This window comes from Paraburkholderia strydomiana (genome assembly GCF_031456815.1).
GTDB classification, from domain to species: Bacteria; Pseudomonadota; Gammaproteobacteria; order Burkholderiales; family Burkholderiaceae; genus Paraburkholderia; species Paraburkholderia caledonica.
In genome coordinates this window covers 563,428-589,713 of record NZ_JAVDVL010000001.1, presented here as the reverse complement: position 1 = coordinate 589,713, position 26,286 = coordinate 563,428, and the positions used below count along the sequence as shown (strand labels likewise).

Here is a 26,286-nt window from a genome sequence, read left to right as displayed (position 1 = left end):
TGTACCTGGGGTATTCACCAAAGACGCTCACCTTGTTTTGTCAGGTCGCCTGATATTTAATATGCTCCATCGCGACTGACCGTAGCGCGTTCTCATGAACGCGCTTTTGTTCACCCATGATGTCAGGGAGCCTGATACATGGGGCGATAAGGATGCATCGGCGGCCATCGACACAATAAACAGCAATCAACTTGCAGTGACCGGAGCAGGACGCGAAAGCGCCGGCTCCGGCCGAAAGGAGACAGACATGAAATCCACCAGAACAGCACTGCCGGCAGACGGCATGGCGCAAGCCACCGCGCGAACGGGCGCCGCCGTCACGCTGAGTCTTTGTTTTGCGGTTGCCTTGCTCGAGGGGCTCGACCTTCAATCGGTGGGCGTCGCGGCGCCGCGCATGGCGCGCGAGTTCGGCCTGAGCGTCGCGCAAATGGGGCTTGCGTTCAGCGCGGGCACCTTCGGCCTATTGCCGGGCGCGATGTTGGGCGGAAGACTTGCCGACCGCATCGGCCGTAAGCGGATACTGATTCTGTGCGCGTGTCTGTTTGGTCTGCTGTCCATCGCGACTGCGTTCGTCAGCAGCTTCGGCATGCTTGTTTTTGTCCGCGTGTTGACGGGTATCGGGCTGGGCGGCGCGCTGCCGAATCTGATCGCGCTATCGTCGGAGGCGGTCTCGCCGAAGTTGCGCAATACCGCCGTTAGCGTGATGTATTGCGGTATTCCCTTCGGCGGAGTGATCGCCTCGATTGTCGGCATTGTCAGCATCGGCGATACGCAATGGCGACACATCTTCTATGTGGGCGGCGCGGGGCCACTCATTCTGGTGCCGCTTCTGCTCGCATTCCTGCCTGAGTCCTCCGCGTTTCGCCGCGCGTCACACGGCATGAACGCGAAGCCCGCGCCCGTCGGCGAAGTGCTGTTCGGCGGGAGCCGGGGGCTCTCAACGCTGCAAATCTGGATCAGCTACTTCTGCACGCTGATCGTGCTGTACTTCCTGCTGAACTGGTTGCCCTCGTTGATGGCGGCACGCGGACTCGCGCGCGCGGAAGTCGGTTATGTGCAGATCTTCTTCAACATCGGCGGCGGCCTGGGCGCGCTTTTCATCGGCATGTTGATGGACCGTTTGCGCGGCGGTGTGGTGGTGTCCGGCATGTACATCGGCATTATCGCGTCGCTCGCGGCGTTGTCGATCGCGCCGGGTTTCGCGGCGCTGACGGTATCCGCGTTCTTCGCCGGGATGTTCGTGATCGGCGGCCAGTCGGTGCTGTATGCGCTCTCTGCTGCGTTCTATCCGACAGCGATGCGAGGCACCGGTGTCGGCGCAGCGGTCGCAGTGGGGCGCGTCGGCTCGGTGGTCGGCCCGCTTGCGGCCGGCCAGTTGCTGGCCATGGGCCGCAGTTCGTCGACGGTGATCGGCGCGAGCATTCCCGTCACGCTGATTGCCGCGGCGGCGGCTCTGATGCTGATTCGCCGTCCGCGCGCGAACGACTGATCAGACATCCTTATCAAATCAACTGAAAAAGAAAACACAACGTTTGGAGACGACAACGATGCAAACAGTCACGACCCGCCTTTTTATATCCGGCGCCCTGTGCGCGCTGAGTACGACCGCGCTCGCGCAGTCGAGCGTCACGCTGTACGGGATCATCGATACCGGTGTGGAATACGTATCGCATGCGAACGCCGCAGGCGGCCATGTGTTTCGCATGCCGGCGGTAACGGGCGAGTTGCCTTCGCGTTGGGGCCTGCGCGGTGCCGAGGATCTCGGCGGCGGCTATAGCGCCGTCTTCACACTGGAAAGCGGGTTCAACGTTCGCGACGGCAGTTCCGGCCAGGGCGGGCGGCTGTTTGGACGGCAGGCGTTTGTCGGCCTCAAGGGGCCATACGGGACCATGGCATTTGGCCGGCAATACACGATGACGTACCTCGCGCTGCAAGGCGCCGACATTATCGGCCCGGACATCTACGGCATGGGTTCGCTCGACGCATATGTGCCCAATGCGCGTGCGGATAATTCGGTGACTTACATGGGCACGTACAAGGGCTTCACGCTCGGCGCCGGGTATTCGTTCGGCCGCGATTCGGCCGGCACGGGCAACTCGCCAGGGCAGGGCACTTGCGCGGGTTCGGTAGCGGGCCACCCGACCGAGTGCCGCGACTGGTCGGTAATGCTCAAATACGACGCGCCGAACTTCGGCGTTGCAGCTTCGTATGAGGAGCAACGCGGCGGCACAAATGCCCAGGCGAACTTCTTCGACGGCGTCCCTCCCACGCCGCTTGGCAACGCCGCCGACAAGGACGCCCGCACGCATGTGAGCGCCTATGCGCAGTACGCGGGCGCGAAGCTCGGTGCGGGCTGGCTTGGTCGGCGCGTCGTGACGGACTCGCCGGCGGTGCCGAACGTGCGCTCGGATCTGTTCTTCGTCGGCGCGTCGTACTTCGTGACGCCCGCGTTCCTGGTCGACGGCGAAGTGTTCCGCATCGTCAACAGTGTGCACGACTCCCGCGCGACGATGGGCGCGCTGCGCACCACGTATCTGTTGAGCAAGCGCTCGTCGGTGTATGCGCAGGCCGCCTATCTGGCCAATAGCGCGAAGGCGCGCTATTCGGTAAGCGGCGGCGGTGGCGGCACGACGCCCGCCGCCGGCATCGGTCAGACAGGTGTGATGGTCGGTATCAAGCACGCGTTCTAGGAGACATTGAATGAGAAAGTCTGTGATTGCGGTATCCGTGTGCGCGACGCTTGGAGCATGCGGCGGCTCTTCCGATAACACATTGACGTTGCCGCACCTGAGCGCGGCCACGCCGGCAACGCTCGTTGGAAGCTGCGCGACGCTGGCGAGCAAATTGTCCTTCGCCAACACCACGTTCAATTCCGTGCAGGACGTACCGGCCGGAACGCTGACGGTGGCGAGCAAGCCAATCGCCGAGCATTGTGTCGTTCAAGGGCAGATGAATCAGCGCGTGAGCGCTGTCGACGGAAAGACCTACGCAATCGGCTTCGAGATGCGTCTGCCCGTTGCATGGAACGGAAGGTTTTTCTATCAGGCCAACGGCGGGCTCGACGGCAACGTGGTGACGGCAACCGGCGAGATCGGCGGAGGCGGACCGCTCAACGACGCACTGAACATGGGGTTTGCCGTGATCAGTTCCGACGCGGGACACTCATCGTCGCAGAATCCGCTATTCGGCCTCGATCCTCAGGCGCGTATCGACTACGGCTATAACGCGGTAGCGACGCTCACGCCGATGGCCAAGCAGGTCATTCGCACCGCCTACGGCAAGGCGCCGGATCGCAGTTATTTCGACGGTTGCTCGAACGGCGGACGTCACGCGATGGTGGCGGCGGCGAGATCGTCGGCCGAATACGACGGGATCATTGCGGGCGATCCGGGCTTTCATTTGCCGAAGGCGGCCATCGGCGAAATGTGGGGCGCGCAGCAATTCGCAAAGGTTGCGACTGCGACAACCGCGAATGGCCTGCCCGACATCAAGACCGGCTTTACTGCCGCCGAACGCCAACTGGTGGCGTCGCGGATCATTGCAAAGTGCGATGCACTAGATGGTGTCGCCGACGGCATGGTGCAGGACATTAGGGCATGCCAGGCGAATTTCAACCTGGCCGCGGACTTGCCGACCTGCTCGGGCAACGTGCGTGATGGAACGTGCCTGACTACCGCGCAAAAAGAAGCGATCGGCAATGTGTTCTCGGGCGCGCGCAACAGCGCCGGCACCGCGTTGTACGCGAGCTTTCCCTACGACGCCGGCGTGAGCGGCGCGGGCTGGGCGGCATGGAAGCAGAGCAACTCCATCACGCTCGATCCCGCCGCCGCTGCATTTACGTTCACGACGCCGCCGCAAAGCGCTTCGCTGCTGAGCCAGTTGTCATCGTATGCATTGAACTTCAGCATGGACACCGACGCACCGAAGATCTTTGCGACGAGCGGCGCGTACACGGAATCGTCGTGGTCGTTCATGACGCCGCCCGACGAGGCCAATCTCGGCGCGCTCAGGCAACGCGGCGCGAAGCTGATGGTGTATCACGGCACGAGCGACCCGGTGTTTTCGTCGAACGATACGACCGACTGGTATCAACGCGTGATGGCGGCCAATGGCGGCGATGCGAGCAGCTTCGCGCGGCTCTTCACGGTCGCGGGAATGAACCATTGCTCGGGCGGCCCCGCAGCCGATCAGTTCGACATGCTCACGCCGATGGTCGCCTGGGTGGAGCAGGGCAAGGCACCGGATAGCGTCATCGCGACCGCTCGCGATGCGAGCAATGCGATCCCGAATAGCGAAGTGCCTGCGCAGTGGGGCGCGGGCCGCACGCGGCCGCTGTGTCCGTATCCGAAAGTCGCGCGCTATAAGGGCGGCGATGTGAATTCAGCGGCGAGCTTCTCGTGTAGTTGATCCATGCGCGAGCCGCGGTTCCACGGCCCGTTACTGGTGGCGACAGTAATGATGTTTGCGGTCTTGCGGCGTCGGCTGGACGCGTTGTTAAGCGTCACCGCCGTCGCCGCTATTGTCCGCACATCGCGCATGCCGCGAACGTTTCAGTTATTGCGACTCGTACCACGAGTATGTCGGAAGCGAGCTGATTGGCGGCGTGCCGATCTGCAATGTGACATCGCGTAACGACGTCAACTCGATATTGCGCAGATCGCCCATGTAACGGCGCGAATCCCCGTTGTCGTTGATATACGCCACGACGTTCCCGGTGATGCCCGCGACGTTCGTGCTGGAGAGCGGTTGCCCCCAGATGTCGAAGAACTGACCCAGCGTGAACGTCTTGAGGGTCGGCGTTTCGATATGAATGATGCCGGTCTGGTCGTGCGTGTGCATTTCATAGTTGCACTGCGACAGTATGCCCACGTTCGCCGGCATGGCGAGCCATTGGCCGTCCTTGATGATCGCGAGATGCGCATGCACGTGGTACAGCTCGCTCATCCCGGCGGCACAGATCAAACCGTCGACCGTGGCGCCGTTCCCGCCGGTCGCCGTATTGCCGGCTGGCCAGTACTGGGTTCCCACCACGCCCAGATAGGCGAGCGTGACCGGATTCGGGTCGAAGGGCGGCGGATCGGTCCATGTGTAGGTGGGGATCTGCGTCAACGGCGTGCCGGTCATGATGGTGACTTCGCCATGCGGCGGAAGCACGAGACTCGCGGGATCGCCCTTGTATTGCGAAAGCGTGCCGCCGTCGTTCACATAGATCGTAACGGGTGATCCGCTCAGGCCCGCGACGTTCGACGCACCGAGTGTTTCGCCCCATATCGCAAAGAACTGGCCGAGTGTGTACGACGCGCCGGTGGTCGTATCCATGCGGATTTTGCCGCTTGCGTCGACGGTGTGCAGCGGATACGCGCAACCTGTCTGCGCCGTCATGGTCGGGCCGACCGTGCCGATGTTGGCGGGCACCGAGAGCAGGCGGCCGTTCTGATAGATCGACAGATGCGTGTAGGTATAGGCATTGCTGCGCAACCCGCAGTTCAGCCCGCCGACCGGCTGTCCGAGGCCGCCCGACGATGTAGAGCCCGTGGGCCAGTTAGCATCGCCAAGCGTCGTGCCGTCGATCACAGGCGTAGCGGCGGCCAGTGTCGGTGTAGTCGCGCTCGTGCCCGATGCGCCGGATGCCGGTGCAGCGGCGCCCGTGTTCGAGGCACCCCCGCCGCCTCCGCCGCCGCAACCTGCGACGATCAGTAAAACACCAATGGCGACAAACCGTGAGCCCAGCCGTTCCAACATCGCTTACTCCATGCGGTGGTTGAAGAGGAATTCGTAGAAGCAGATATCGCGCAGACTTCGCGGAGTCGCTTCGCTGCGTGGAGCAGCTGCGAAAGAAAGGCGGCGATGAAGCCGGCGCATGCTCGCGAGCCCGCACGAAATCGGCAGGTTGAGGGTAGCAGATGCGGTTAAAAAACGAACCCGATGAATCACAACGTTTTGCGACTATTTCTGTCGCATTTAGGGGTGTCGGGCGATGCATCGATGCGATTCACTTGAAATGCACTTATGGTTCAGCGGCACTTCGTCGAGTGCTTTTTAGGCGCAGTGGTTAATGGCGCATTGAGTTATCGGCAAGCTCCCAGAAAAGAGTGCATGCCTCCATTAGCGGAGCACTTCGTTCCGATACAAGTAAAATGCCGCAGTCGCCGCATCCTGCCGGCGTGGAACTGTCCGGTCAGCGATGCATGTCGATCTCCTCACCCTTTACCTGCTTTTAATCGGAACGCTATTCGCCAGTTCCGGAATGACGCTTTGGGAACACCAAAGCCATCCGCGGCGAAGCCGGGAGTTGCGAGTACTGGCGGCGGGATATGCGACGCTCGCAACCGGTTGCGCAGCGGCCGTGTTTCGTCACGATCTGCCCGCCCCGTGGGGCTCCGCGCTGAGCAATCTGGTCATTCTGACGGGCTACCTGCTGGTCCTGCACGGTGCCGCGTTGCTAAGCGGGCGTCGATACCCGGCCGGTTCGCTCGCGTTGCTCCTTCTGATGGCGCTGACATGGGCAGTGGGCGGTGCGCGCTGGGAGAGCACCGTGTGGGCTTACGTCAGCGCGGTCGCAATCGCGGTGGCGAGCGGCATGACGTCCCGCGAGTTCCTTCGAAGCGACGACTTCAAAGCCTTCCAGTCACGGCGTATCGCGGTGGCGGTGACGGCTATCCACGCGCTTTTCTATGCCTTTCGGGCTCTGGTTCTGCCTTGGCTCGTGACGCGGTATGGAATGGGCCTGCTGCCCACCATCGGCGCAATCACGATGTACGAGGGCGTCCTGTACTCGGTCATTCTGCCGATGACCGTGCTGAAGATGATCCGCGAGGAAACGCATGGCCAACTCCTGCACGAATCGCAAACTGACTACCTGACCCGTCTCGGGAATCGCAGATGGTTCTTCGAGGAAGGCATGCGTGTGCTCGGTGAGGGTCATGAAAGCGGTTCCGTGTCGCTGCTTGCGCTCGACCTCGACCACTTCAAGAAGCTCAACGATCGCTACGGTCACAAGACTGGCGATGAAGTGCTCAAATCATTCGCGGATGTTGCGCGCAACGTGGTGGGGCGCGAGGCGGTGCTTGCCAGAATCGGCGGAGAAGAGTTCGCTGTGCTGTTGCCGCGCCATGACGAACGCCGCGCGCGCGACGTGGGCGAGGCTATTGTCAGGCGCTTTGCACAGACCGTTTCGCACAGGGTGGACGGCGTTGATATTCAGGCTACGGTGAGCATCGGCCTCGCGCATTCCGGCGACGCGGGCCAGTCGCTTGCCGAACTGCTGGCCGCAGCCGACGAGGCGCTATACCGCGCCAAATCGTTGGGCGGCAACCGGCTCGAATCGGCACAGAATGCCGCGCGTCTGAGAGTGGTTAGATAGCGATCTTTCCTCAACGGCAACGTGCGTTTCATCGAGCACCAGGTCATTCCACCGACGCCCAGTCAGCCTGCCGCCTTTGACCGGCTGAGCCATTCTTCCAGCCCGATGCGGCCGAGGCGCGCCTCGCCCAATGGCACCAGCGAAAGCTCCTCGACGCGACCGCCGAAGTAGCGCGCCTCCGGATCGCGCACCACTTCGCGTGGATCTCCGATTGCCTTCAGGTAGCTCGCGATGATTTCGTCGAATGGGGCTCGTTGCGGACCCGCAATCTCGACAATGCCGTTGCGCGGCGCAGCAAGCGCGACATCGGCAACAAAGGCCGCGACGTCGTCGGATGCAATGGGCTGGAAGAGTCCGGGCGAAAGCCTGACCGTGTTGCCCTCGGCGCTCGACGCGGCGATGCCGCCCAGAAATTCCAGGAACTGCGTCGAGCGAATGATGGTGTAGGGAATGCCGGAAGCCTCGATCAGCTTCTCCTGTGCCACCTTGGCGCGGAAATAGCCGTTCTCCGGCGTCCTGTCGGTTCCCACGATAGAAAGGGCGACATGATGGCCGACGCCGGCAGCGGCCTCCGCTGCGTGAAGGTTGCGACCGGAAGTCTCGAAGAATTCGAGCACTGCGCTGTCTTCGAACGACGGCGAATTGGCCAGGTCGATGACCACTTGCGCGCCTTGGAGCGCCTCCTGAAGGCCTTCTCCTGTGAGCGTGTTGATACCGCTTCTGGGCGACGCAGCGAGCACGTCGTGACCGGCGTCGCGCAGAATCGTGACGGTCTTCGAGCCGATCAGGCCGGTGCCGCCGATAACAACGATCTTCATGATCGAGACCCCTCGTAATTGACGGCAAGACGCCGCATAGCTTCATGGTAGGCGGACGCCGGGCGTGACGCCATGCGCGTGCAGGCACTCACGGTGTTGTCTTTACCGCACCAATCGCGATCCGGCACCGCGCGCATCCGTCTGACGAACTCGCGGTTCACTCAACCGTCGATAAAGCCGGCGCCGACGTCACCGTCGTGTCGCATGGCGGGTTCATCGCGCGCGTTTGCTCGATCATGTAGTCGACGAACACGCGGATGCGGGCCGGAAGATGCTGGCGGCTCAGATAGCAGATGTAGTGACCTTCGTCGTCGGGCGCATATTGCGCGAGGCAACTCAGCAACTGGCGGTCGCCAAGCAGGTCACGCACCTGATAAGCCGGCAATTGTGCGATGCCGAGACCGTCGAGCACCGCCTGCAGGATCAGGTCAGGGTCGTTGTACGTGTGCTGCGCGGCGGGCTGATGCCGCAGCGGGCTGCCGTCCACCTTGAACTGCCAGTCCTTGACGCGGCCCGAGGCGTTGCGAAGGTTGATGCAACGATGATCCGCAAGCTCGTCGACGTGACGAGGCAGACCGTGCTGGCGCGCATAGGCGGGCGATGCGCAGACGATCATCTGCATCGCAGTGAGTTGCCGCGCGACGATCCCGCTGTCTTCCATGCGCCCGTCGCGAAACGACACGTCCACGCGGTCGGCGGTGAAGTCGGCGGGGCGATCGTTCAGTAGCAGTTCGAGCGTGATGCCGGGATAGCGCGAGTGAAAGTCTCGCAATAACGGCGCGACGATCTTGCGCCCGAATCCCGAGGTCGACGCAATGCGCAAATGCCCGCGCGGCGGCCCGCTGCGCAGATCGCGCATGCCGTCGAGCGCCGCCACGATGCGCTCGATGCCGGGCTGGCAACTCTCGTAGAAGAGTTCGCCCTCGCGTGTGAGCGACGTGCTGCGGGTCGTGCGCAGGAACAGGCGCACTTCGAGTTGCGCCTCGAGCTTCTGCACATTGCGGCTAACCGAGGAGCGGCCGATGCCGAGGCGATCGCCCGCGCGGGCGAAACTGCCTTCATTGGCGACGGCCAGGAATGAAACGACGCCGGCATAGGTGGTCGCAAAGCTGCTCGCGAACGGGTCCTGGCTGCCGGCTACAGGGCGAGGTGATCGGTAATCTGACATGCGGCGCGACTCGTGAGGTCTAAAACCGGCTAGACGTATCAGTCGCTCCGTTTGTGACATCGCCCGCGGTTTTGCGGCGCGGGCGCAGCGCGCCGCATGTGGCTTCAACCGTTCGAACAGGCCGCGGCAAGGCGCGCGAGCTTCTCGGGATTGCGCTGCACGAGGATGCGGACAATGCGCTCATTGTCCGTTTCGACCGCTTGTGCCGATTCGAGCTTGCCTTCGAAAAAGCGCAGCAGCGCCCACTCACCGTTGAGCACCACGAGCCTCATACTGAGCTCGCTGCCATAGCGGCGCGACGACGCGTAGAACAGCTGCGCGATTCTGCGGCCGCCGAGCATCGGCTGGGGCGCGCTCGGCACTTTGCCGCCGCCGTCGCCGATCAGCATGGCGTCTTCGGCGAGTAACGCGTTGATCGCGGGGAAGTCGCCGCGCTCGACGGCCTGCGCGAACATCTGCAAAAGCCGATGATGCGTTTCCTGCGGCACGGCGTTACGCGGACGCTCTTCGCGAAGTTGGCCTTTGGCACGGCTCACGAGCTGGCGGCAGGCCGCCTCGCTCTTGCCGATTGCGCGGGCCACTTCGTCGTAGTCGGCATCGAAAACTTCGCGTAACAGGAAGGCGGCGCGCGCTTCGGGCGTCAGCCGTTCCAGCAGCATCAGGAACGCGACGGACACGTCGTCGCTGCGTTCGACCGCCTCCTCGGGCGTAGCGGGCGAACCGGTCATTTGCGGTTCGGGCAACCAGATGCCCGTATAGTGCTCGCGCTGCGTTTTGGCAGCGCGCAAACGGTCGATGGACACGCGGGTCGTGACCGCGACGAGCCATGCTTCCGCGTTGTCGATTTTTTCGCGCGCGGCCGCATGCCAGCGCAGCCAGACGTCCTGCACGATGTCTTCGGCTTCCGCTACGGAGCCGAGCATTCGATAAGCGATTTTCTGCAAGCGCGGGCGCAGGCCGTTGAAGGCGCTGACGTCGTCGTCCATGGAGGTTTCCTGTTGCGTTGATACAGGCCTCGCTCGAAGAGCGGGCCGGCAACCGAATATTGCCATGGACGATCTGTCTTGCGAGCGACAGCCTTAAACGCCGGGTCGGCTCGACGGGAATCCGGGCAGGATCGGACTCCGGCGCGTGAGCGAACCAGCAGTCGCGCTCACATACCGCCTCTCGACCGGTTTCAGCCGAGCGCCACCACGGCGATCTCCACCAGCAATTCCGGCGCGGCAAGCTGCGCTTGCACGGTCGCGCGCGTGGGCGCGCAGCCTTGCGGAACCCACGCGTCCCATACCTCGTTCATGCCGCCGAAGTCGCGCGCAATATCCGCGAGCCATACCTGGGCGGAAACGAGTCTCGTCTTGTCGATGCCGGCCTTCTCCAGGAAGCCGTCGATCTTCTCCAGCACCTTCGCGGTCTGCACTTTCACGTCCGGCGCGTGATCCGCGGAAGTCTGGCCGCCGATGAATACGAGGCCGGCAGCCTTGACGACGCGGCTCATACGTTGATTGGTTTCGATGCGAACAATATCGGTCATGACAATGTCTCTGGTTGAGGTCGAACGAAGCCGCCGCGCGCGCTCATAAAACGCGCGACGGAGCAAAAAGGGAACCGCTTATTGCGTGACGAGATGCGCCGGGCTTGCAGACGAAGACGCAGACGAAGCCGCAGACGAAGAAGAAGCCGCGCCGCGCTCGAACCGGTCGATTCCGAACGCATCCAGCGAAATGGACGGCGTGCCGTCGAGCATCAGCTCGGACACGAGCTTGCCGCAACCGGGTCCTAGCTGAAAGCCGCTGCCGCAATAGCCGAACGAGTAGTACAGGTTCGACGCCTTGCGGCTTGCGGAGATGACTGGCAGTTCGTCTTCGGTGAAGGCCTCGACGCCGGCCCACGCACGGTTCACGCCGAGATTGCGCAAATGAGGAAAGAGGTCGGTCACCGTCCGTGCACTGCGCACGAGCCGCGCGAAGTCGACTTCGCCGTGACGGTTCGACAGATCGGCGATACCGATCAGCTTCCCGCCGATCACCACGGTACCGTTGTCGAACTGCTTGAACGACAACGGACGGCCGGTTGCACCGAGCGTGGCACGACAGAACGGCGCGACGCGATGCGTGACCATCAGCATCAGACCTTCCGGGTGCACCGGCACGGGCTCGCCCACCTGCTTCGCCAGTTCGCCGGACCACGCGCCCGCGGTGACGAGCAGCTTCTCCGCGCTGAAGGTGCCGCGCGGCGTGAAGGCGAGCCAGCGCGTGCCGCGTTGTTCGATGCGGTGCACGGCCGTGCCTTCCAGAAAACGGGCGCCGAGGCGCTGGGCGGCGAGGCGGAACGCCGTCGTGGTTCGAAAGGGCAGTGCATAGCCGTCGCGCTCGACCCAGATTCCACCTGTGACGTGCCGCGCGAGCGCCGGTTCGAGTTCGAGCACGGTGTCGCGGTCGATTACTTTCTCGTGTGTGAATCCGTGCGATTCGAGCAGCGCAACGCGCTCGCGGCATGCCTGCAGTTCGTCGTCGGTCTCGGCGATCTTCAACTGACCTGAAGGCACGAAGCCGCCATCCTCGCCGAGCAGGTCGGTCATGCCATGCCAGATTTCGCGCGACATCAGAGCGAGCGGAATCTCGGGCAACGGACGGCCCAGCGTTCGCACGCCGCCCGCGTTGACGCCCGACGAATGACGCGCGACGTAATCGGCTTCGAGCACGATCACTTTCGCGCCGCGGCGCGCGAGATGAAGCGCGCTGCTCGTGCCGTGCAGCCCGCCGCCGACCACGAGCACATCGGCTTCCTGGATGACGGTCGTGTCATTCACCGGCCAGTTCTCCAAGCGTGAGCGGCTTGATCGGCGGACGGATGCGGTAGTAGCCGACTTCGGCGGGCGAGACGCGGCGCGCATCGGCGATCACCTCCGTCACCGTCAGACCGCACATGCGCCCCTGGCACGGACCCATGCCGCAGCGTCCGAACGACTTGGCCTGATTCGGCCCGACGCAGCCCAACTCGACGAACTTGCGCAACTCGCCTGCGGTGACTTCCTCGCAACGGCACACAATCGTCTCGTCGCGCGGAATACGGTTGATATCGCGAGGGCGGTACAGGCTGTCGAGAAACGGCCGGATACGCATGACGCCCGCGAGGTCGCGGCGGTGCTCGACGGCTTGCGCGTCGCGTGCGGCGGCGGTAATCGCGCCGAGCTGCGCAGCTGCCGCGAGACCGGCCAGTGCGCCCTGCAAGGCTGCCGCCTGCGCGCCGCCAATGCCCGCGCCATCGCCGGCAATGAAAATGCCGGGCACGTCCAGTTCGCCCCACGCGTCCACTTTCGGGGTGAAGCAGAGTTGGTCGTTGTCCCAGCGGTGCGACGCGCGCAGCGCCTGCGTGAATTGCGTGTTCGGCACCACGCCCTGATGCAGAAGAATCACGTCGGCTTCAAGACGATGCGCGTTGCCTTGGGTCGTGAAGTGCAGCGCGGCGGCGCGCTCCACATGATCTGCGCCGACGCGCGCTTCCACGCGCAAGTCGTCGGCCGCCTCGAAAATGGGCACGCCGGCATTGCGCAGCGTTCGGATCAGTTGCAGGCCTTTGCTCAGGAACGGCCATGCGCGCAGCGCCGAAAGCATGTGACGTTTCGCGCGCCAGCGATCCTCGTGGCGCGTGGTATCGACGAGCGCGCGGATCGGCACGCCGGCGCGGACGTATTGCCAGCCGAGCAGATACAGCAGCGGTCCGCAGCCCGCCAGCACCGGCGGTGCGGCAGGCACTTCGCCCGCGCTCTTCAAAAGGATCTGCGCGGCGCCCGCCGTCAGCACTCCCGGCAGCGTCCAGCCGGGGATAGGAAACGGGCGCTCGAGTGCGCCGCTCGCGAGAATCACGCGTTGGGCGTCGAAGCTGCCGATCTTGCCGTCCTTCAGGTAATTGATGCCCCGCTCGCGCGTGACTTGCCACACAGTTGCGTTGGTGACGTGACGCGCGCCGGAGGCGGCGAATGCATCGGCGATCGCCGCGCCCGCCGCGTAATCGGGTCCGAGTATCTCCTTGCGGCGCGCATCGGCGCGGCCGATGCCGCGATAGATCTGGCCGCCCACGGCGTCCTGTTCGTCGATCAACACAGTCTTCAGCCCGGCGCGCGCCGTGCGCGTGGCCGCGCTCATGCCGGCTGGACCGGCGCCGATCACGACGACGTCCACTGCTTCGGAAACAAAATCAGCGGCCATGGGCGTTCTCCAAAGGTACATGTGTCAGATCTGCGGGCGGCAGATCGCGCGCGCCTTCCTGCGAGTGGATTCGCATACCCGCCTTGACCTCGACCATGCAGGCCTGGCGGCTCGGCACGCCGTCTATCTCGACGAGGCATTCGAAGCACGCGCCCATCATGCAGAACGGTGCGCGCGGAGCGCCCGAAACCGGCGTCGCGCGAAACCGCGAAACGCCCGCGGCAAGCAGCGCTGCCGCGACGGAGCGGCCATCCGGCACGGTCAGCGGCTGATCGTTGAACCAGATTGCGACGGGTGTGGCGGCCGCGCCTTGCGCGCCGTCGAGCGGCTTGAAAAGGGCGTGAGTCGGCATTTGAGTCGATTGAGTAGTCATGTCGAATTCAATGTGCGGGAATCAGCTCTCGCGCGTGCTCGAAGCGTCGCGCGGAGAAGGTGGGCAGTTCGCCGGGCATCGGCGCGCCCATGATCCACGGCGCGACGCGCAGCGCATGCGCAGCCGCCAGCGTCACGCCGCTATGGCAAGTGACGACGAACGCGCCGGGATGCGCCACGGACTGGTCGTAGATCGGAAAGCCGTCGGGACTGTAGACGCGCAACGCGGCCCACATGCGCACGAGCCGCACGTGTTGCAGCATCGGGAATGCACGCACGCCACGCCGGGCGATGTCGGCAAGCACATGGGTAGTCGTGAAATCGTCGAAGCCGACTTCTTCCATCGAATCGCCGAACTGGAGGCTGCCCTCGTCGGTCTGGCGCACGTTGAGCGTCGGATAGTGGAGAAACGGCGCAACGCGCTCGCTCACCAGCACCTGGCCGCGGTTCGGCGCGACCGGCGCGTCGAGCCCGACGAACGGCGCGAGCGCGCGATTGCCGAGTCCCGCCGCAAGCACGACCTTTGCAGCACGATAGGTCCCGCGTTTTCCGTGCACGACGAAGCCGTGTGCTTGCGGTTCGATGCGCTGCGCCCGCTCGCTCGACACGAGGCGCACGCCGCGAGCCTGCATTGCGGTGTGCAGCGCGCGCAACAGCTTGAGCGGGTTCACGTGGCCGTCCATCGGCGTGTAGCTCGCGCCGATTACTGCAGGCCCGACTTGCGGAATGCGCGCGCGGACTTCGGCGGCATCGAGCATCTGATACGGGTAATCGCCCAGTTCGGCTTGCAGGGTAGAGAGGCGCTTGTCGCGTTCGGCGAGTTCTTCGTCGTTGAAGCAGAAGTGGAAGCCGCCCGGCTGCTTCAGGGCGACGTCTATGCCGCTCTCCTCCAGCAGCGCCTGCGCGAGTTGCGGCCAGCGCGTGGCCGAACTGCGCGACCAGCGTGCGTATGGAGACAGGCCGTAACCCTTGCCCTGGATCCAGACGAGGCCGAAATTGCCGCGTGACGCGCGAAAGCCGCCGTCGTCCTCGTCCAGCACGGTTACGCGAGCGCCTTCGCGGGCAAGTCCGTAGGCCACGGCCGAACCCACGAGGCCGCCGCCTACGACGACCACGTCCGCGAGCGTATCGGGACTCGCGGCGGTGCTTGTCAATGTCATTGCGCTTCTCCGATCAGAATGCGGTCCAGTCCGACCATGCGGTCGAGCAGAACCATCAGCAGGACCGTGCCCACGATCAGCACCGCCGACACCGAAGCGACGAGCGGATCGATCGTCTGCGCGATCTGGTTGTACATGGCGACGGGCAGGGTGGTTGTGCCCGGAGTTGCGACGAAGATGGTCATCGTGAGTTCGTCGAAACTCTGGATGAACGAGAGCACCCAGCCGCCCGCTACGCCGGTGCGGATCATCGGCAGGACCACGCGGCGAAACGCGGTAAAGCGGCTTGCACCGCAGGAGAGTGCGGCGCGTTGCGCATCGCGATCGAGTCCGACTGCCGACGACAACGCGAGACGCAGCGCATACGGCAGCACGATGACCACATGCGCGCACACCAGCGACCAGAACGAGCCCGACAGATGCAGCAGCGACAGAAAACGCAGGAACGCGATGCCGAGGACGACGGCGGGAATCATCATCGGTGAAAGAAAGAAGCTCGTGAGCGCGGCGCGGCCAGGAAAGCGATAGCGCGCGATGGCGAGCGCGGCGGGCACCGCGAGCAACACGCCGATGGTCGCGGCTGTGAACGCAAGCCGCACCGATAGCCAGAAGGCCGAGACAATGTCGCCGTTCTCGATGATCGCGCGAAACCAGCGCAGCGACGCGCCGTCGAAAGGCATCGAGATAAAGCCCTTGTCGGTGAAAGCGACGAGCATCACCACGACGAGGGGCGCAAGAATGAAGCTCAGGAAAAATGCGTTGTAGACGAGCCCGAGAATGCCGTTCTGTTTCATGATCGCTCTCCTTCGCTCAATCGAAGATGTGCCGGAAACGGCGTTCGGCGACTCGACTGCAGCCCATCACGATGGCCACGTTGGCGATCAGCAGCAGCACGGCGATGCTCGCGCCGAGCGGCCAGTTGAGCGTGCCGAGGAATTCGTCGTAGGCGGCGGTGGCGACCACCTTCAGGCGCCGCCCGCCGATCAGCGCAGGCGTGGCGAAAGCGGATGCCGACAGCGCGAACACGATGATCGAGCCCGACAGCACGCCCGGCATGATCTGCGGCAGCACCACGCGGCGAAACACCGCGAACGGCGAGCCGCCGAGCGAGCGGCCGGCCCATTCCACTTGCGGATCGAGCTTCTGCATGGTTGCCCAGACCGACATCACCATGAACGGCACGAGTACATGGGTGAGCGCGATGATCATGCCCGTCATGGTGAATACCAGACGGATCGGCTCGCTGGTGACATGCAGCGACTGGAGAACGTTGTTGAGCACACCGTTGTTGCCGAGCAGAATCTGCCAGCCGAGCGTGCGCACCACCACCGAAATGAGCAGAGGCCCCAGTACGACCAGCAGACACAGCGACTGCCACGGCCGCTTCATCCGTGCGAGCACGATGGTCTCGGGCACGCCGAGCACGATGGACAGCAGCGTGACGGCGAAGGCCAGCCCCGCGGTGCGCAGGAAGATCGTGCCGTAGTATGGGTCGCTGACCACCTCCCAGTAGTTCTTGAGCGTATAGGCTGCGGTGACGCCGGCCGTATCGCTGAACACGCGGAACGACAGCATCAGTGTGAGCAGCAGCGGCACCAGTAAGAGACCGACAAAGAGCAGCAGCGCCGGCCCCGACAGCAACCACGGCGCGGCGCCGGGGCGATCGTCGTCAAGCGTGGCCATGAGCGCCCTCCGGACGGTCTTGCGTCAGCACGCGCAGGTCGTCGTCGGTCCATGCGAGGCCCACTTCATGGCCTTCCTCGGGCGGCGGCGCACCGTGGTTCGGCTGCGCGACCCGCAGCTTGCCGAGTTCGGTGTCTACCTCGAGCAGCCACTGATTACCGACGAACACACGCGTCGCGATGCGTCCGCGCAGCCGGGCATCGCCGTTGGCAAGGTGTACTTTCTCCGGCCGGATATACACATGCACTGCGCCGTCCACATGGCGGCCTTCGTGCGGCACATGCAGTGTGGTGCCCGCGACGTCGACCTCCGCGCAACGTGGATTACGGCGCAACACCTCGCCGGAGAACGCGTTGGTGCGGCCGAGAAACGTGGACGCAAAAGGCGTGGCGGGGCGCTCATAGGCGTCGTAGGGCGTGCTCAATTGCGCAATGACGCCGCGATGCATGACGGCGATGCGATCGCTCATGGTCATTGCCTCGACCTGGTCGTGCGTGACCAGAATCGTAGTGATGCCGAGGCGCTTCTGGATCGCGCGCAGTTCAATGTGCATCTCTTCACGCAGCTTGGCGTCGAGATTGGACATCGGCTCGTCGAGCAGCAGCAGTTCGGGTTCCATGGCAATGGCGCGTGCGATTGCGACGCGTTGCCGCTGGCCGCCCGACAGTTCCTTCGGATAGCGATGCCCGAGGCCCTTGAGGCGCACGAGAGACAGCGCTTCGGCAACACGCTCCTCGCGCTCCTTGCGCCTGACCTTGCGCATCTCCAGCCCGAAGCCGACGTTGCCTGCCACCGTCATGTGCGGAAACAGCGCGTAGCTCTGGAACACGACGCCGATGCCGCGCTTCTCAGGACGCTCGTTCGTGATGTCGCGTCCATCGAGCAGGATGCGGCCGGTGGTCGGCGAGACGAACCCGGCGACCATCTGCAGCGTGGTGGTCTTGCCGCAGCCGGACGGGCCGAGCAGCGCAAGCAGCTCGCCGCGTTCGACGTCCAGATCGACGTGCTCGATCGCGGTGAAATCGCCGTAGCGTTTCGAAATGCCTTGCAGAGTCAGGAAGGCCATACGCCTCGCTCCTTCATCAGATCGCGCGCCGCGCGAGGGACTTGCCGGTGCCGCGCATCAGCGCTCGACCGAACGGTTCCAGCGCTCCGTCCATTCCGTGCGATGCTGGTTGATGGTCGCCCAGTCCATCGAAGTCAGCTTCGAGATCTGATCGGGACCATACGGCACGCGGGCAGCGATTTCGGGCGTCAGCTTTACCGTCTTGTTGACCGGACCGAGACCGATGCCTTGCGCCTGCACGGTTTGCACTTCCGGGCTCAACAGGTATTGCACGAACTGTTGCGACAACTGCGGCTGCGCATTCTCGGCGACGACGCACGCCGCTACCTGCAACGCGACCGCGCCTTCCTTCGGGTAGATGAATTTCAGCGGAAAGCCGGTGTTCTGCAATGCCACCGCGCGGCCACTGCCATACGGCGCGAGAATCACGTCGCCGGATTGCATGTGGCCGTCCATTTCGCCGGGCGTCGGCGCCCAGGACAGCACGTTCGGCGCGACCTGTTTCGTCATTGCGGCAAAGCCCGGGTCGATATTTTTTTCGCCGCCGCCGGACAGACGCGCGAGCATCACGAGCGTGTGCAGGCCGTATGTGTTGGTGATCGGCGGCACGCCAAGCTTGCCTTTGATGCGACTGTCCGTGAGCGACTTCCACGAGTCGGGCGGCGGCAAGCCGGCCTTTTTAAATGCTTCCTCGTTGTAGCCAATGCCCGTTGCGACCATGCCGACGCCTATCGCCGTGGGGCCGAGCCTCGCGAGCGGGTAGACGTCCTGCATCACGGGCGCGTCGTCGAGCTTTGCGCACAGATTCAACTGCATCGCCTGATACATGGGGCCGTCGTCCATTACCGCGACGTTGATCTGCTGGTGGCCTTTCTGCGCCTGGAGCTTGGCGAGCGTATCGCTCGAATTTCCCGCGACGTAGACGATCTTGACGTTATGCGCCTTTTCGAACGCCGGAATGATTTTTTGCCGGTAGACCTGCTCGTTCGAACCGCCGACGTTGGCGACATAAAGAGTGGTCTCGGCTTGCGCGAGAAGCGGCGCGGCGAGGCTCAAGGCGAAGGATACGGCCGCGATTGCGGTGTGGGACGGGGCGGACAGACGGCGATGCAACGCTCTTTTCATGACGACGATCTCCAGTTCCGATGTGTGGGGGCGGGCTTCGCTGCCCGTCGGTGAAAAGCAGTGTCGCGCCGGCTGGTCATGTCGTCCAATACGAATAAAATACCTATCCATGCATGGATGATATGGATAAGCACGCATTAGCCTGGGGAAAACACGCATGAATCTGAAGCATATTGAGGCGTTTCGCGCGGTGATGGTGTCGGGGTCGATGACCGCCGCGGCCAAGGCTCTCTTCACGTCGCAGCCGAACGTGAGCCGCCTCATCGCACAACTGGAGCGGGATACCGGCTTGCAACTTTTTCAGCGCAGCGGCGTGCGTCTGATTCCGACGAGCGAGGGCGAGGCGTTCTTTCGGGAAGTCGACCGCGCTTTCGTCGGCTTGCAGGGGTTGGCGAATGCGGCCGCGCAGATTCGCAACCTCGGCAGCGGACGGCTGCGCATCGCAGCCATGCCTTCGGCGGGCATGACGCTGGTGCCGCATGCGATCAAACGCTTTGTCGAGCTATTTCCCGACGTGACGGTGTCGCTTCATGTGAATACGTCGGCCACGGTCAACCATTGGACGGCTTCGCAGTTTTGCGACCTGGGGGTGGCGGTGTACGTGAGCGAGGCATCCGATTGCGAGGTCGAGCAGCTATCGGACGTGGCCGCCGTGTGCGTGATGCCGGCTGCGCATCGGCTCGCGGCAAAACGCATCATCAAGCCAGAGGACCTGGAGGGCGAGTCGTTCATTTCGCTTTGTCACGGTGACGGTACGCGCGCGTTGATGGACGAGGTGTTCCTGCGTGCGGGCGTGCAGCGCGTGCTGGCAATCGAGGCGCAATACACGGCAATGTGCTGCGAGATGGTCCGTCACGGCATGGGCGTGACGCTCGCGCATCCGATCGTCGCGCGCGACTATGCCGGGCCGGACATCGCCATTCGCCCGTTCGTGCCGGCCACGCGCTTTCAGACCTATCTGCTGTTTCCGCCGCACAGGCCGCGGGAGCGCCTAGCTTTGGCGTTCGTGGAAGTCTTGCGTGGACTACATGACGAGCTGCTCGCGGAGGTTGTGCCGCCGGCGCGCAGCGGCGCGCCGCGCGCTCGGGCAAAGCAGCGGGTGGGAGTTTGACGGGCTTCGCCTTCAGGGGCGCGGTTCAACCGTTCGTGTGACAAAGACTAAAACAGCTTGCGCCACTGATCGTCCTGCATGTCGGCGCGAGTGTTGACCTCGATCAGCAGGCCGCCAGGCGCGCGGCAGAAGAACCGCGATCCGCGTGTGTTATTGAACACGCCCGTTTCCATTTGCACGCCGCCCTGCAGGAATTCGTCATGCAAAGTATGGAGATCGTCCAGACTGGCAACCTCCAGCCCGAAATGGAAGTTGTTTGGCCAGACGGGTGCTTCGCCCGTGATGTGCTCCAGAACAATGTCGAAACCATTGCGCTTGAGCAGACGGTGCTCGCCGGCGGCGACGACTTCGCAGCCCAGGTATTTTTCGAAAAAGGCAGCGGTCTCGACTACGTCGGTAGTGGGAAAGCTCAGGTGGTTGAGCTTCGCTTCTTTGTGAAGATTCATGATTGCGCTCGCAGAATACGTTGAAGATGTCGTGGAGAACGCGGCGTCCGGCCTATAACCGGCTGACCCGACTGTGTTGCTCCCCACGGAATCCATTTTGCGAGTGATCGCTCGGTTTTGAAACTCGCATTGCGCAGCGCGTTTTCAAGTCTGCTACGGCCAGCACTGGCAAGGGCTGCGCAGTGTTAAGACGTTTTCAATCCGAGCGTTTGCTCGTATTTGAGCGCGTTGTTCATTTACGGGATCGCGGCTTTTCAAGCTGTCGATCCACGATACCCAAATATCCGCTCAATGCCCGGCCGACCCGTGCTTCCAAACCCGCACGATCCGATTCTCCACGTTCGCCCGCACCGTCCACGATTGCACGGACGATCGCAACGAGATCGTCCGTGGCGATCTGCATGTCGGTCTGCGGCGGAATATCGTCGCGCGCCAGAATCTGCTCGATCACCTCGCGAAACGCTGCTTTCGATTTGGCGAGTTCTCTTGCGATAGCAGGGCGGTTTTCTTCGAAGTCGAGCACACGGGCCAGCGCGGGGCGACGCAGCTGCTGGCGCACGGAGACGGTGACCAGGTGCTTCAACGCGCTCTGCCCCGTCGGCTCGTGCAACGCGCCTTGCGCTTCCGCAAAGAAGACGGCCAGCTCGCGTTTGCTGAGCGCAACGATAAGCGCGTCCTTGTTGGGGAAATACTGATACAGCGTGCCGACACTGACTCCCGCGCGCTGCGCGACGAGATTGGTATTCAGACCGTCCGAGCCTTTGACTTCGAGAACGAGCGCTGCCGCTTCAAGAATGGTGGCGACGGTTTGCTGGGCGCGGGATTGCTGCGGAACCTTGCGCGGTTTAAGTGACTGGCGCCTGCTTGTCTTCACGATGCGGCCTGGTAGAAGCGAGTGTACGCTCGGATTTTACCGTGCAGCAGTCCGCGCGCAAATTGACCCCTGTTGACCTCTAGCGGCTTTCCAATTGCTCGCGCCGCGTGTTGACGAAGCGCGCGTTTCCTACGTGAGTCCGGCTTCTGTCGATACGGGCTCGAAACGGCGCGATCCGTCATGCAGCGGGTTCTCGGCCGGCGTGAACGCGTGGAGCGCGAGCCATTCGCCATAACCCGCGACCAGAAAACCGCCGGATCGCTCGATGTATTGCTCGCGGGACGCTTGATAGACAGTTTTCAGCGCGAACCACGGCACATGCGGCAAGTCGTGATGGACCAGATGAAAATTGTTATTCAAAAAGAGCAGCCGCCAGAAGAGTGCCGCCTCGTTCAAAACCGTGCGATGTTCAATATCGTTTGCGGCACGGTGCTCGCGAAATGAACGAATCGAGCCGAGCGACATCGACCCATACCCCACGCCGACGATGAACACCCACGCCGGAATAGAGCACACGTAGTGCAGCCACGCGGTGAGCGCGGCCAATGCGATGAAGTGCGCGAGCCAGGCGGGTACGTCGTGCCAGTCGCCGAGCTTTACCTTGCGCAATGCATCGACGCCAGTTGCCGCAATCGCAAACGCCGGTCCCACGACCAGGCGGCCTACAAACGTATTGCGCCAGATGAGCAGCGCGCGCATCGCCCAGCCTGCGCGGTGCCACACACGAGCATCGACGAAATAGCTCTCCGGATCGCGCCCGGGCTGCGTCAAATGCGCGTCGTCATGATGCTGAAGATGCGACTCGCGATACACGCGATACGGAAACCACACGGCCAGCGGCGCGAAGCCAAAGAGTGCATTCACGCGCGGTGAGCATGTCGGGTGGCCGTGGAGCAGTTCATGTTGCAGCGACATGTACCACGCGCTGACCAACGCGAGCAGGGCTGCGGTCAGTGGCAGGCCGAGTACGCGCGCATGGATCGCAACGCCGAACCATGCGCCGTAGATCGCGACGATCAGTAGCCATGTGGGCCATTGCGTGCGCCAGGTCCAACTCGTTGCCAGCCTTGCGATGGCTTTGCGTTGTGTGTCGTCGAGGTAGATCGCCATCGGCTGAATCGGTCGGATGCATGTTTGATGCGATCCTACCGAGCGATGCGCCGCCTCAGAACCAATTTGTTCAGGATTGCATTTTCGCCGCGACGGGTAAGGGCGGCCAGGGTCGGGCCCGACTGCGACCGGGCAACGACCGGGGCAAATTCACTTTGTCGGAATAGTGAACGATCCTTCTGGATACTGGCTGCACATGAACTCCACGAAGGCCCGCACTTTGGGGCTTTGCAAACGACGGGACGTGTGCAGGACCCAAAGCTCGACGTCGTTGCCCGCGATTCCCCATGTCACCAGTTTGCCGCCCTCAAGCAGACCGCCGATGATCGACTCCGGCAACATGGCCGCCCCGGCGCCGGCGGCAATGGCGTCGCGGACCATCAACAGCGAAGACAGCCGAAGAACAGGTTGTGGCTCGACAGTGAATTGACCATTGCGGACAGACCAGACATCTCCGTCGCGATAGCTCGGCATGACGACGGCCGGAACCGGGACAGGTTTATCGCCGCTGCCTTGCGGCATTTGAACCGATGGTGCAGCGGCAAGTACCAGCCGGTCCTTGGCGAAGCACCTGCCGACCAATGTGCTGTCGCTGTGTGGATTGATGCGGATGGCCGCGTCGAAATGCTCGTCGACGAGATCGACGGGGCGATCGTCCGCGACCACTTCGAGTTCCACTTCGGGATAGCTGGCAATGAACTGAGCGGCGAGGTGTCCCAGCGCCATCTGCGAAAACAGCAACGGTGCCGCGACGCGTAGGCGGCCTCGCGGCGTGGCGAGCCCGTCTCGTGCCGCCGCGACTGCTTCGGCTACCTCGTGCATCGGCCCTTCGGTTCGGGTCAGCAGCAACTGGCCGGCCTCGGTCAACTCCAGGCTACGAGTGCCTCGCTCAATGAGCCGAACGCCCAACGCTTCTTCGAGGTCGGCGACGCGGCGCGACAGCGTGGCTTTGGAACGGCCGCTGGCGCGGCTCGCTTTGCCAAAACCGCCGTGAGCGGCCACGAGTTGAAAGTCGTCTAGCGCGTTCAGGTCCATGGTGTCTCAATTGTGATACGGCGGGTCTCGATTCTAAGGTCTTTGTTTTGAATGTGAAACTCCTTATTGTTGGGGTGTACGGCAACCAAACGCTCAAAGGAGTTTCTTATGAACAACGTTCGCGCAGTCGTCCTGACTAGATACGGCGGCCCCGACGCCATCACGATTTCTTCCGTCGCCGCACCGGTGACGGAAGCTGGCCAGGTTCTCGTCCGTGTGCATGCCGCCGGTGTCAATGGACTGGATTGGAAGGTTCGGGAGGGTTACGTGAGGGACGCTTTTCCGCTGGAGTTGCCGACCGTTCTCGGCATCGAGCTGGCCGGCGTCGTGGAGGCAGTGGGCCCCGGCGTCACCCGGTTGCGCAAAGGCGACCGCGTCATGGGTGCGCCGGGCGCGCTGGGCGCCTACGCCGAAATGGTGGCGGTGAACGCGGCCAACCTCGCCACGATGCCCGACTCGATGAGTTTCGTGGAGGCAGCAGCGTTACCCGTCGCAGCGGTGGCGGCATGGCAAAGCCTTAACTTCGCGGGACCGATACGTGCCGGACAGCGCATCCTGATTCAGGGCGCGGCCGGCGGTCTGGGCGGATTCGCGGTGCAGTACGCGCATCGGGCCGGCGCCGAGGTGTTTGCGACCGCCCTAAGCAGCGATGTGGACTATGTCCGCAGCCTCGGCGCGGACCATGTCATCGCCTACGACCAGCAGCAGTTCGAAACCTTGGTAAGCGGCGTAGATCTTGTTCTCGACTATGTCGGCGGCGACGTGCTTGCTCGCTCTTGGTCCGTGCTTTCTGCAGATGGGGTCGTGGTGAGCACCGCGTCGCCGGACATTCTGACGAGCGCCCCGGCCGGGCGTCGCGGTTTGTGGTTCGTGAACTCGCCGGATGCCGCGCGGCTGCAACAGATCGCCGACGACGTGACGCACGGGCGTTTGCAGTCCAAGGTCAGTGCCGTCGTGCGCTTCGAAGAGTTGCCCACGGCGATCGAACGCAATCGGACCCAGCCACAGGTCGGCAAAACCGTGGCGGATTTTTTCCTTTAAATCGACTTTCCAGAATTGGAGCAAATCATGAGTATCCTCGTCACCGGTGCATCGGGCACCGTAGGTATGCAGATCGTCCAGCGCCTCGCGTCCAGCGGCGTCGAAGTCAAAGCGCTGGTTCGAGCGCCGGGTAAAACGGCGCTTCCGTCGGGCGTGGCGGAAGTCGTCGGCGACATGAGCAATGTGAGTTCGATGCGCGCGGCGTTGTCGTCGGTGCGCACGCTGTTTCTGCTCAACGCGGTCGTCCCGGACGAAGTCACGCAGGCATTGGTCACGTTGAACCTGGCGCGAGATGCGGGCATCGAGCGCATCGTCTATCTGTCAGTGATTCACGCCGACCTCTATACCAATGTGCCTCATTTCACAGGCAAGCACACCGTCGAGCGGATGATCCAAAGCCTCGACATGCCCGCGACCATTCTGCGTCCCGCCTACTTCATACAGAACGACGAGCGCATCAAGTCCGTCGTCGAGAGCCACGGCATTTATCCGATGCCTATCGGCCACGCTGGCGTGAACATGGTCGACGTACGGGACATTGCGGACACCGCCGCGGCCGAACTGCTGGCGCGGCACCGCGCATCCGATGCACTGCCCGGCCGCACGCTCGAAGTTGTGGGCCCCGAAGCGTTGACCGGCGAGTCGGTTGCGCGCATCTGGAGCGAAGCGTTGCAGCGCGAAATCCGCTACGCAGGCGATGACCTGGACGGTTTCGAGCAGCAACTGGCAGGGAATGGGCCCGACTGGATGGCCTACGACATGCGTCTGATGATGGCTGGCATCCAGAGCCACGGCATGCGCGCGGATGACAATGCAGTGGATGAGCTCTCGAAGATGCTGGGACGGCCGTTGCGGACCTATCGTGATGCCGTGCACGAGATGCTTGGCTTGAGTGAGTAGTCGGCGGGTGACGGAGCGTGATGAGTGGGCGGCGGAACGGCCGAAGGGGCGGCTAGTGCGAAACGCGTTAGCGAACCGGTCGCACAGCGCATATCGTTATGGGATGGACACGCGTCCGTTAGCCAGCCCGCCTCCCGGCGTATTCTTCCGACCGTATTCTGGTTACTGTCAGCTCGGCGGCAGGCAAGCGAATCGTCATGAGCAGGACGCCGGCCTGCTGCTCATCCGGCGAATGGGCGCGCCCAAACGTGTGAAGAGAATGCCGATGATAGGCAGCTAGCGTCCGCGACGGGGCATCGACCGGAAACACATCATGTTAGTCGAATGGAAGCAACGCCTCAGGCTCTTCGTACGGCGATTCTGGCAGCCGACCAGTGCATGTATGACGTGCATGCCTGGGAGTCTGGGCAATCTGCTAAGCCTCGCGCATTGGGCGATTGCACTGCAGACGGGACTGTTCACCGGCGTGCTCGCCGTACTGCTGACTTTCACACCGGCGAGGAAACTCTATGCGCACCGATACGGCAATGCATTGGTCGTCGGCTGCCTGACAGCGATTGGCGATGCCTATTCGCATCCGAGTCACTACCGCATCCCCGTCGTCGAGCACGTGTTGACCGGCATCATTTCAGGTCTATTCGCGCTGGGCGGCTCATATCTCTTCGAAGATCGCGGGCGGCGCATCCGCGCGGCCTGGGCGCGGTTTTTTGGTTAGCTCGTGCGCGGCCTGCGTGCTTCGCAGGGTAAGACGTCGAAGCAAATTCTCCACTGATCATTTAAACGCGGCGCGTAACGCTGATCTAAAC

At 63.3% G+C, this 26,286-nt stretch carries 25 protein-coding genes; 8 read left to right on the top strand and 17 right to left on the bottom strand.

The window, feature by feature from the left end; all coding sequences use genetic code 11:
• Positions 1 to 247 precede the first annotated feature (247 nt).
• The 3 genes from mhpT to J2W46_RS02675 are packed head-to-tail and all read left to right on the top strand — an operon-like array spanning position 248 to position 4,407.
• Positions 248 to 1,489, top strand: a complete 1,242-nt coding sequence (mhpT, locus tag J2W46_RS02685; protein WP_165572649.1) for a 3-(3-hydroxy-phenyl)propionate transporter MhpT — start codon at positions 248 to 250, stop codon at positions 1,487 to 1,489.
• 58 nt (positions 1,490 to 1,547) lie between these two features.
• Positions 1,548 to 2,690, top strand: coding sequence for a porin (locus J2W46_RS02680; RefSeq protein ID WP_310351061.1), 1,143 nt, complete (start codon positions 1,548 to 1,550; stop codon positions 2,688 to 2,690).
• A 10-nt stretch (positions 2,691 to 2,700) separates the two neighbouring features.
• Positions 2,701 to 4,407, top strand: a complete 1,707-nt coding sequence (locus J2W46_RS02675; RefSeq protein WP_310351058.1) for a tannase/feruloyl esterase family alpha/beta hydrolase — start codon at positions 2,701 to 2,703, stop codon at positions 4,405 to 4,407.
• A gap of 147 nt (positions 4,408 to 4,554) precedes the next feature.
• Here the strand turns inward: J2W46_RS02675 and J2W46_RS02670 are convergent, their stop codons facing one another.
• A complete protein-coding gene (locus tag J2W46_RS02670; RefSeq protein WP_310351055.1) occupies positions 4,555 to 5,742 on the bottom strand; it encodes a hypothetical protein in 1,188 nt (395 codons plus the stop codon).
• A gap of 442 nt (positions 5,743 to 6,184) precedes the next feature.
• Between J2W46_RS02670 and J2W46_RS02665 the strand changes: the two genes are divergently transcribed.
• Positions 6,185 to 7,363 carry a GGDEF domain-containing protein gene (locus tag J2W46_RS02665; RefSeq protein WP_310351052.1) on the top strand — a complete coding sequence of 393 codons (1,179 nt, stop codon included), beginning with the start codon at positions 6,185 to 6,187 and terminating at the stop codon, positions 7,361 to 7,363.
• A gap of 62 nt (positions 7,364 to 7,425) precedes the next feature.
• Here the strand turns inward: J2W46_RS02665 and J2W46_RS02660 are convergent, their stop codons facing one another.
• From J2W46_RS02660 to J2W46_RS02605, 12 genes are all read right to left on the bottom strand, one after another.
• Entirely contained in the window at positions 7,426 to 8,181 is a 756-nt protein-coding gene (locus J2W46_RS02660; RefSeq protein ID WP_087753369.1) for an SDR family oxidoreductase, read from the bottom strand.
• A 157-nt stretch (positions 8,182 to 8,338) separates the two neighbouring features.
• On the bottom strand, positions 8,339 to 9,349 hold the full coding sequence (locus tag J2W46_RS02655; protein ID WP_087753368.1) for a LysR family transcriptional regulator: 1,011 nt from the start codon (positions 9,347 to 9,349) through the stop codon (positions 8,339 to 8,341).
• Between the two features lie 104 nt (positions 9,350 to 9,453).
• Positions 9,454 to 10,335 (bottom strand): RNA polymerase sigma-70 factor, encoded by an 882-nt coding sequence (locus J2W46_RS02650; protein ID WP_310351049.1) that lies wholly within the window; start codon positions 10,333 to 10,335, stop codon positions 9,454 to 9,456.
• A gap of 191 nt (positions 10,336 to 10,526) precedes the next feature.
• Positions 10,527 to 10,880 carry a RidA family protein gene (locus J2W46_RS02645; RefSeq protein ID WP_020066291.1) on the bottom strand — a complete coding sequence of 118 codons (354 nt, stop codon included), beginning with the start codon at positions 10,878 to 10,880 and terminating at the stop codon, positions 10,527 to 10,529.
• A 78-nt stretch (positions 10,881 to 10,958) separates the two neighbouring features.
• Positions 10,959 to 12,158, bottom strand: a complete 1,200-nt coding sequence (locus J2W46_RS02640; protein ID WP_310351046.1) for an NAD(P)/FAD-dependent oxidoreductase — start codon at positions 12,156 to 12,158, stop codon at positions 10,959 to 10,961.
• A complete protein-coding gene (locus tag J2W46_RS02635; RefSeq protein ID WP_288827331.1) occupies positions 12,151 to 13,557 on the bottom strand; it encodes an NAD(P)/FAD-dependent oxidoreductase in 1,407 nt (468 codons plus the stop codon). The genes J2W46_RS02640 and J2W46_RS02635 overlap by 8 nt, the downstream gene beginning before the upstream one ends.
• On the bottom strand, positions 13,547 to 13,930 hold the full coding sequence (locus tag J2W46_RS02630; protein ID WP_310351041.1) for a (2Fe-2S)-binding protein: 384 nt from the start codon (positions 13,928 to 13,930) through the stop codon (positions 13,547 to 13,549). The genes J2W46_RS02635 and J2W46_RS02630 overlap by 11 nt, the downstream gene beginning before the upstream one ends.
• A 7-nt stretch (positions 13,931 to 13,937) precedes the next feature.
• Entirely contained in the window at positions 13,938 to 15,089 is a 1,152-nt protein-coding gene (locus J2W46_RS02625) for an NAD(P)/FAD-dependent oxidoreductase (protein ID WP_310351040.1), read from the bottom strand.
• Positions 15,086 to 15,883, bottom strand: a complete 798-nt coding sequence (locus tag J2W46_RS02620) for an ABC transporter permease (RefSeq protein WP_310351039.1) — start codon at positions 15,881 to 15,883, stop codon at positions 15,086 to 15,088. Before J2W46_RS02620 ends, J2W46_RS02625 begins: the two co-directional genes overlap by 4 nt.
• 16 nt (positions 15,884 to 15,899) lie before the next feature.
• Positions 15,900 to 16,772, bottom strand: coding sequence for an ABC transporter permease (locus tag J2W46_RS02615; RefSeq protein ID WP_020066285.1), 873 nt, complete (start codon positions 16,770 to 16,772; stop codon positions 15,900 to 15,902).
• Entirely contained in the window at positions 16,759 to 17,838 is a 1,080-nt protein-coding gene (locus tag J2W46_RS02610; RefSeq protein ID WP_310351037.1) for an ABC transporter ATP-binding protein, read from the bottom strand. The genes J2W46_RS02615 and J2W46_RS02610 overlap by 14 nt, the downstream gene beginning before the upstream one ends.
• Before the next feature lie 57 nt (positions 17,839 to 17,895).
• Positions 17,896 to 18,963, bottom strand: coding sequence for an ABC transporter substrate-binding protein (locus J2W46_RS02605; protein ID WP_020066283.1), 1,068 nt, complete (start codon positions 18,961 to 18,963; stop codon positions 17,896 to 17,898).
• Positions 18,964 to 19,120: 157 nt separating this feature from the next.
• Here J2W46_RS02605 and J2W46_RS02600 point away from each other — a divergent pair, with 157 nt between their 5' ends.
• Complete coding sequence (locus J2W46_RS02600; protein WP_020066282.1) at positions 19,121 to 20,074, top strand: LysR substrate-binding domain-containing protein; 954 nt, start codon at positions 19,121 to 19,123, stop codon at positions 20,072 to 20,074.
• Positions 20,075 to 20,121: 47 nt separating this feature from the next.
• Here J2W46_RS02600 and J2W46_RS02595 read toward each other — a convergent pair whose 3' ends face one another.
• From J2W46_RS02595 to J2W46_RS02580, 4 genes are all read right to left on the bottom strand, one after another.
• Entirely contained in the window at positions 20,122 to 20,520 is a 399-nt protein-coding gene (locus J2W46_RS02595; RefSeq protein ID WP_310351034.1) for a VOC family protein, read from the bottom strand.
• Between the two features lie 232 nt (positions 20,521 to 20,752).
• Positions 20,753 to 21,394 (bottom strand): TetR/AcrR family transcriptional regulator, encoded by a 642-nt coding sequence (locus J2W46_RS02590; RefSeq protein WP_310351033.1) that lies wholly within the window; start codon positions 21,392 to 21,394, stop codon positions 20,753 to 20,755.
• Positions 21,395 to 21,523: 129 nt separating this feature from the next.
• Positions 21,524 to 22,504 carry a fatty acid desaturase gene (locus J2W46_RS02585; RefSeq protein ID WP_310351030.1) on the bottom strand — a complete coding sequence of 327 codons (981 nt, stop codon included), beginning with the start codon at positions 22,502 to 22,504 and terminating at the stop codon, positions 21,524 to 21,526.
• 150 nt (positions 22,505 to 22,654) lie between these two features.
• Positions 22,655 to 23,539 carry a LysR family transcriptional regulator gene (locus J2W46_RS02580; protein ID WP_310351027.1) on the bottom strand — a complete coding sequence of 295 codons (885 nt, stop codon included), beginning with the start codon at positions 23,537 to 23,539 and terminating at the stop codon, positions 22,655 to 22,657.
• A 108-nt stretch (positions 23,540 to 23,647) separates the two neighbouring features.
• Here J2W46_RS02580 and J2W46_RS02575 point away from each other — a divergent pair, with 108 nt between their 5' ends.
• From J2W46_RS02575 to J2W46_RS02565, 3 genes are all read left to right on the top strand, one after another.
• Positions 23,648 to 24,580 (top strand): NADP-dependent oxidoreductase, encoded by a 933-nt coding sequence (locus tag J2W46_RS02575; RefSeq protein ID WP_310351025.1) that lies wholly within the window; start codon positions 23,648 to 23,650, stop codon positions 24,578 to 24,580.
• A gap of 27 nt (positions 24,581 to 24,607) precedes the next feature.
• The gene (locus tag J2W46_RS02570) at positions 24,608 to 25,480 is read left to right on the top strand and encodes an SDR family oxidoreductase (RefSeq protein ID WP_310351024.1); all 873 of its coding nucleotides are present in this window, start codon (positions 24,608 to 24,610) and stop codon (positions 25,478 to 25,480) included.
• Positions 25,481 to 25,793: 313 nt separating this feature from the next.
• Positions 25,794 to 26,195 carry a hypothetical protein gene (locus J2W46_RS02565; RefSeq protein WP_310351022.1) on the top strand — a complete coding sequence of 134 codons (402 nt, stop codon included), beginning with the start codon at positions 25,794 to 25,796 and terminating at the stop codon, positions 26,193 to 26,195.
• Positions 26,196 to 26,286: the final 91 nt, after the last annotated feature.

Coding starts and splice junctions, on each gene's coding strand:
- J2W46_RS02595 (WP_310351034.1), bottom strand. CDS start 20,520: ATGAATCTTCACAAAGAAGCGAAGCTCAACCACCTGAGCTTTCCCACT.
- J2W46_RS02660 (WP_087753369.1), bottom strand. CDS start 8,181: ATGAAGATCGTTGTTATCGGCGGCACCGGCCTGATCGGCTCGAAGACC.
- J2W46_RS02615 (WP_020066285.1), bottom strand. CDS start 16,772: ATGGCCACGCTTGACGACGATCGCCCCGGCGCCGCGCCGTGGTTGCTG.
- J2W46_RS02670 (WP_310351055.1), bottom strand. CDS start 5,742: ATGTTGGAACGGCTGGGCTCACGGTTTGTCGCCATTGGTGTTTTACTG.
- J2W46_RS02675 (WP_310351058.1), top strand. CDS start 2,701: ATGAGAAAGTCTGTGATTGCGGTATCCGTGTGCGCGACGCTTGGAGCA.
- J2W46_RS02605 (WP_020066283.1), bottom strand. CDS start 18,963: ATGAAAAGAGCGTTGCATCGCCGTCTGTCCGCCCCGTCCCACACCGCA.
- J2W46_RS02650 (WP_310351049.1), bottom strand. CDS start 10,335: ATGGACGACGACGTCAGCGCCTTCAACGGCCTGCGCCCGCGCTTGCAG.
- J2W46_RS02610 (WP_310351037.1), bottom strand. CDS start 17,838: ATGGCCTTCCTGACTCTGCAAGGCATTTCGAAACGCTACGGCGATTTC.
- J2W46_RS02570 (WP_310351024.1), top strand. CDS start 24,608: ATGAGTATCCTCGTCACCGGTGCATCGGGCACCGTAGGTATGCAGATC.
- J2W46_RS02600 (WP_020066282.1), top strand. CDS start 19,121: ATGAATCTGAAGCATATTGAGGCGTTTCGCGCGGTGATGGTGTCGGGG.
- J2W46_RS02645 (WP_020066291.1), bottom strand. CDS start 10,880: ATGACCGATATTGTTCGCATCGAAACCAATCAACGTATGAGCCGCGTC.
- J2W46_RS02580 (WP_310351027.1), bottom strand. CDS start 23,539: ATGGACCTGAACGCGCTAGACGACTTTCAACTCGTGGCCGCTCACGGC.
- J2W46_RS02575 (WP_310351025.1), top strand. CDS start 23,648: ATGAACAACGTTCGCGCAGTCGTCCTGACTAGATACGGCGGCCCCGAC.
- J2W46_RS02665 (WP_310351052.1), top strand. CDS start 6,185: ATGCATGTCGATCTCCTCACCCTTTACCTGCTTTTAATCGGAACGCTA.
- J2W46_RS02680 (WP_310351061.1), top strand. CDS start 1,548: ATGCAAACAGTCACGACCCGCCTTTTTATATCCGGCGCCCTGTGCGCG.
- J2W46_RS02585 (WP_310351030.1), bottom strand. CDS start 22,504: ATGGCGATCTACCTCGACGACACACAACGCAAAGCCATCGCAAGGCTG.
- mhpT (WP_165572649.1), top strand. CDS start 248: ATGAAATCCACCAGAACAGCACTGCCGGCAGACGGCATGGCGCAAGCC.
- J2W46_RS02625 (WP_310351040.1), bottom strand. CDS start 15,089: ATGACATTGACAAGCACCGCCGCGAGTCCCGATACGCTCGCGGACGTG.
- J2W46_RS02635 (WP_288827331.1), bottom strand. CDS start 13,557: ATGGCCGCTGATTTTGTTTCCGAAGCAGTGGACGTCGTCGTGATCGGC.
- J2W46_RS02630 (WP_310351041.1), bottom strand. CDS start 13,930: ATGACTACTCAATCGACTCAAATGCCGACTCACGCCCTTTTCAAGCCG.
- J2W46_RS02655 (WP_087753368.1), bottom strand. CDS start 9,349: ATGTCAGATTACCGATCACCTCGCCCTGTAGCCGGCAGCCAGGACCCG.
- J2W46_RS02620 (WP_310351039.1), bottom strand. CDS start 15,883: ATGAAACAGAACGGCATTCTCGGGCTCGTCTACAACGCATTTTTCCTG.
- J2W46_RS02565 (WP_310351022.1), top strand. CDS start 25,794: ATGTTAGTCGAATGGAAGCAACGCCTCAGGCTCTTCGTACGGCGATTC.